We start from the raw sequence: 4634 nt of genomic DNA on the forward strand, positions 1-4634 counted from the left end.
TGCACGTTGGTAGTCTCCCTGGACTAACCGCACACATTTTTCTTCAAGTAAGTCTATAGCTGGAATAACTTCCATGACTCAATTTCCCCCTAACCTATAGTGAACTAGCCGACACCAATCCCAGCAGGTATGGTGTACGCTTCTGACATGACGGGGGTAGCCCAAGTCTAGGAGTTACGTCCTCGATTTCATCTTAGATCCCCTCCAAGCCACTTCTTACCGGCTACCCTTGCTAGCAATAGTCCTTATTGTTCGATTGAAGCACTACCACTGGGCAATTCTGCCACAATCTTAAACCGCACATGATTAATGGCTAACTCACCAATCGAAATATCTTCCTTTTTCACAGGCACCCCTTGACTCTTCAGGATTTCAAACTTAATTCCTTTACCGATCTCTATATGGTACCAGGCAAGACCCATCAAAAACCGAGTGGGATAAGGACCCCCTTCAACCGTATCATCAGCACTCGATTCCATCGGTAGCCAGCCGATTCCTGGGATATAAAATTCCATCCAAACATGATTAAAATCTGGTACCAAAGGAATACCGATTTGGTCAGGATGGGGAGGGCATTTGTAACGACCAATAGTACGGCACGCGATACCATTAAGGCGTCCCAAAGCTAGCAATACTCCCAAATACTCGCCGCAAGACCCCACACCCCTTCGTAGCACAATGTCTGGAGTATCTATTTTAGGGGTCACGTGGTAGGAAAGTTTGTCGTAGACATAATTGCGAATACTGTAGACTTGCCGCAACAGATTCGTCTCGCTACCAATTGCTTCAAGAGCCGAACGTCTGATGATTTCTGTATCCATGGCTAACTTGTCATCATCCACCAAATAACGGTTCTGAAATTCTGGCGGTAACTCAGGCAACCCCTCCATATCCTGTGGTGTCAGGCGGTACTTGATACTCCAGACTTCTAGGAGTGCCTTCCAGCCAAAGATATGGCGTTCCCCTGGCTTGAGGTTGTCAAACTTAAAGACGGCAACTTGTTGACCATCTTGAACGTCTATAGTAAAGGGTATACCCACGGGTTCGACTTTTAAGACCTTTTGTCGGTCAGTTTCCGATGGCAAGGCAATTCGCCATTCCAAATCATTCAACTCGATATCCTTGAGGGGGTCAAGTTCCTCGACGTAGGACATTTCGATTAAATAGCCATTGGACAGTGCGTAGCGACCTTCCGGATTGTAGGTAAAGTGTAACGGATGAATAAAAGTGCGATCGCGATACTGCAATTCATAATTAGGATCAGCGTTAGGGTTATCCCGGATGTAAGCCTCCTCAGTTGCATAAGCAACATAGAGGGTATCGTCTCCCGTCTCGGGGTCAGTACAAAACGCTAAACCAGTAGGATTGTCAAAGGGGGTGAGTACACTGAACTGAATTTCGCCAGTTGCTCGATCAAGACAGTAAACTGTCTGTTCTTGGTCATCCGATACCCACAGTTCTTCATCGCGGATTGTTATATGTTCAATACCAACTCCGGGAGAACGCAACCGGGTAATCTCATCACCTGTCTGACTGCTATATATAATAATATCTCCCAGTTTTTTACAGGTAACATAAACAGTTGAATCTTTAACAGCGATTCCATTAGCGGTGTAAGGCAAATCAACAAAGTGGTGCAGAGTTATTTTTTTATTTATCTGGCAAAAATAGACACTATTTTGTAACGTTAACCATAAGGTTTCTCCTGCCAAGGCTAAACCAGTAACACCGACCAAATCTGATTCACGATCTGGATTCAAAATCGTTGTGTTATCCGTAAAGGGATCAATTTTTATGAGATAGCCCTTTATGGAGTCGATAGCAATTATTTTTTCTTGCAAAAATGCTATTCCTTGCAAGGAAGATGCTCCAATTGGTCGGATATTTTTGTCAATTTTTTTTCGTTCTTTAAAAAATGGATTTGAATTGAGAATCATGAGCAAATCAGATGAAGATCATATAAAGATTTAGACAAGATTATAAGCTTAGAGTGGCGATGTCTCAAATACCTGAAGTTATTGTTAAAATGATGCAGGTAAGGTTTGAAAACCTGATCCTCTTAGAGGGGTTACAAGTCCCTCCAAGGGCTGTTGTTCTGCCATACTTCTCACTTATCCTGCTTACTTAAGAGAAACTTGGCTCTATCAGGGAATAGTTTTATCATGGCTTGGTTAACACGTTCATCAAAATTTACGCTCTTAATGGTTGCTTTGGCTTTCAGTCTGGCAGTCAATCTTCAAGCCCAGGTACAAGCTCAGGCGAGTTCTTCCCTAGGGAGGGAACTGATTGAGAAGATACCGAACCACTGGGAAAGTTTATATTTATCTGAATTTGATCCACCTCCTACAGGGGAACCGGAGGATCTTGGACGTCCTGGAGGAACTAGGGGTCCCGACTGCGTGAAACCAAACCTCAAAAATCCTCCTGTAGCGTTGGTTCCCAGTTCTACGATGGGAACAACGGTTGCTGAATACCCCACTTTCTCTTGGTATATGCCCTCTATCGAATCAGCATTAGGGCTAGATTTAAAGTTTGTGCTGAAAGATGCCTATGGAAAGGAGCTTTACTCAGTCAAGTATCCCTTACCCGATACGGTATATCCTGGAATTAGGAGTATAACGCTTCCTCCCTTTGTGAACCTACCTCCGTTAGAAGTTAATCAGAAGTATGACTGGCAGGTAGGATTGATTGATTCCCTGTGCCCCTTTAACAATATCTATATTGATGGTCGAGTCAAGCGAGTTGAAGAAGATCCAAACCTTGTGCAGCGTCTAAAGCAAGCAACCCCCGAACAGCGTGTTGTGATCTACGCAAATGATCGGCTTTGGTACGAAACATTAACCACTCTGGTAGAGTTGCGAAGGCAGAGCCCCAAAGACGAGAATTTGAAACAAGCTTTGTACAAACTGCTGACTTCGGTCGGGTTAGATCCAATTGCCAAAAAACCCTTGTTTGAACAAGCCAGTAGGACTAACAACTAAATAACGAAATATAATAGGTTATTATTACCAGTATGAATACAAGGTATGAATACAAATCGGTATAATAACACTCAAGACCCTTACTACCAAGAGATTCTCAGTCCTATAGCCCAAATTATCCAACAAGACTATCAAAGGTTCCCAGCTGACCAAACTTATAGCATCTACGCCTCAGACGTCTATTTTAAAGACCCCCTCAACCAGTTTCGCGGGCTTGAGCGTTACAAACAAATGATTGCCTTTATCAATCGCTGGTTCCTCGAGCCCCATCTAGATTTGCAACACATTTCCCAGTCAGGAGATACAATTAAAACCCGCTGGACTCTCAGCTGGACTACGCCATTACCCTGGAAACCTCGAATGACTATTCCTGGCTGGAGCGAGTTAAAGCTGAATGCTGAGGGGTTAATTGTTTCTCATATAGATTATTGGGACTGTTCACGCCTGGACGTAATTAAGCAGCTTTTGTAGAGTAATGTAAAGTAAATAAATGTAAACTTTTCTCAGAACAGCTGGAGCATACCATGCGCGTAATTTTGATGACTGGTAAAGGAGGAGTAGGAAAAACCTCTGTAGCTGCTGCTACTGGCTTGCGTTGTGCCGAGTTAGGCTACAAAACTCTAGTTCTGAGTACTGACCCAGCTCACTCCCTAGCAGATAGTTTCGATATTGAACTCAGTCACGACCCCCGATTAGTCCGTCCCAACCTTTGGGGAGCAGAACTTGACGCTCTGATGGAATTGGAAGGAAACTGGGGAGCGGTTAAGCGTTACATTACCCAAGTGCTGCAAGCTAGGGGCTTAGATGGGATACAGGCAGAAGAATTAGCGATTCTGCCTGGTATGGATGAAATTTTCGGTCTCGTCCGCATGAAACGCCACTACGATGAAGACGAGTACGATGTTCTGGTTATTGATTCAGCTCCTACTGGTACTGCGCTACGGTTACTGAGCTTACCAGAAGTCAGTGGCTGGTATATGCGCCGTTTTTATAAGCCACTACAAAGTATGTCAGTTGCTCTGAGACCTTTGGTTGAACCTTTATTCAAACCCATTGCTGGCTTTTCTTTACCAGATAAAGAGGTCATGGATGCTCCTTATGAGTTTTATGAACAAATTGAAGCCCTAGAGAAGGTACTCACTGACAACCAACAAACATCAGTGCGTCTGGTGACTAATCCTGAGAGAATGGTGATTAAGGAGTCCTTACGAGCTCATGCTTACTTAAGCCTATACAACGTTGCCACTGATCTGGTTGTGGCCAATCGGATCATTCCTGACCAAGTTACTGACCCATTTTTCCAACGCTGGAAAGAAAATCAGCAACAGTACCGCCAAGAAATTCACGACAATTTCCGCCCTTTACCCATTAAAGAAGTTCCCCTCTATTCCCAAGAGATGTGCGGTATTGAGGCGTTGGAGCGTCTAAAAGAAACCCTCTATGGTTCAGAAGATCCCACTCAAGTTTACTACCAAGAAAACACCATTAGAGTTATACAGCATCAAAATGAGTACAGCCTAGAACTCTACCTACCTGGTATACCCAAAGACAAAATACAGCTGACTCAAACAGGAGATGAATTGAATGTTCGCATTGGTAACCATCGGCGCAATTTAGTCCTCCCCCAAGCTTTAGCAGCCCTAAAACCTTCAA

Annotated in this window: 5 protein-coding genes; 3 read left to right on the forward strand and 2 right to left on the reverse strand. The window is 43.9% G+C overall.

What is annotated here, in order from left to right:
• A partial coding sequence (locus F6K52_RS37160) for a HisA/HisF-related TIM barrel protein (protein WP_364420864.1) occupies nucleotides 1-75 on the reverse strand: 75 nt, incomplete at its 3' end.
• Nucleotides 76-245: 170 nt separating this feature from the next.
• Nucleotides 246-1937, reverse strand: a complete 1692-nt coding sequence (locus tag F6K52_RS32645; RefSeq protein ID WP_293088684.1) for a transglutaminase family protein — start codon at nucleotides 1935-1937, stop codon at nucleotides 246-248.
• Nucleotides 1938-2162: 225 nt separating this feature from the next.
• Here F6K52_RS32645 and F6K52_RS32650 point away from each other — a divergent pair, with 225 nt between their 5' ends.
• From F6K52_RS32650 to F6K52_RS32660, 3 genes are all read left to right on the forward strand, one after another.
• Complete coding sequence (locus tag F6K52_RS32650; RefSeq protein ID WP_293088686.1) at nucleotides 2163-2981, forward strand: DUF928 domain-containing protein; 819 nt, start codon at nucleotides 2163-2165, stop codon at nucleotides 2979-2981.
• 45 nt (nucleotides 2982-3026) lie between these two features.
• Nucleotides 3027-3452: a DUF2358 domain-containing protein gene (locus F6K52_RS32655; RefSeq protein ID WP_293088688.1), complete on the forward strand. Its 426-nt coding sequence runs from the start codon at nucleotides 3027-3029 to the stop codon at nucleotides 3450-3452.
• Between the two features lie 53 nt (nucleotides 3453-3505).
• Nucleotides 3506-4634, forward strand: a 1129-nt coding sequence (locus F6K52_RS32660; protein ID WP_293088690.1) for a TRC40/GET3/ArsA family transport-energizing ATPase, incomplete at its 3' end; no start/stop codon positions are given.

Source organism: Moorena sp. SIO3H5 (assembly GCF_010692395.1).
Classification (GTDB): Bacteria; Cyanobacteriota; Cyanobacteriia; order Cyanobacteriales; family Coleofasciculaceae; genus Moorena.

Excerpts from the sequence above, each read along its gene's own strand:
- F6K52_RS32645 (WP_293088684.1), bottom strand. The coding sequence starts at position 1,937 with ATGATTCTCAATTCAAATCCATTTTTTAAAGAACGAAAAAAAATTGAC.
- F6K52_RS32650 (WP_293088686.1), top strand. The coding sequence starts at position 2,163 with ATGGCTTGGTTAACACGTTCATCAAAATTTACGCTCTTAATGGTTGCT.
- F6K52_RS32655 (WP_293088688.1), top strand. The coding sequence starts at position 3,027 with ATGAATACAAATCGGTATAATAACACTCAAGACCCTTACTACCAAGAG.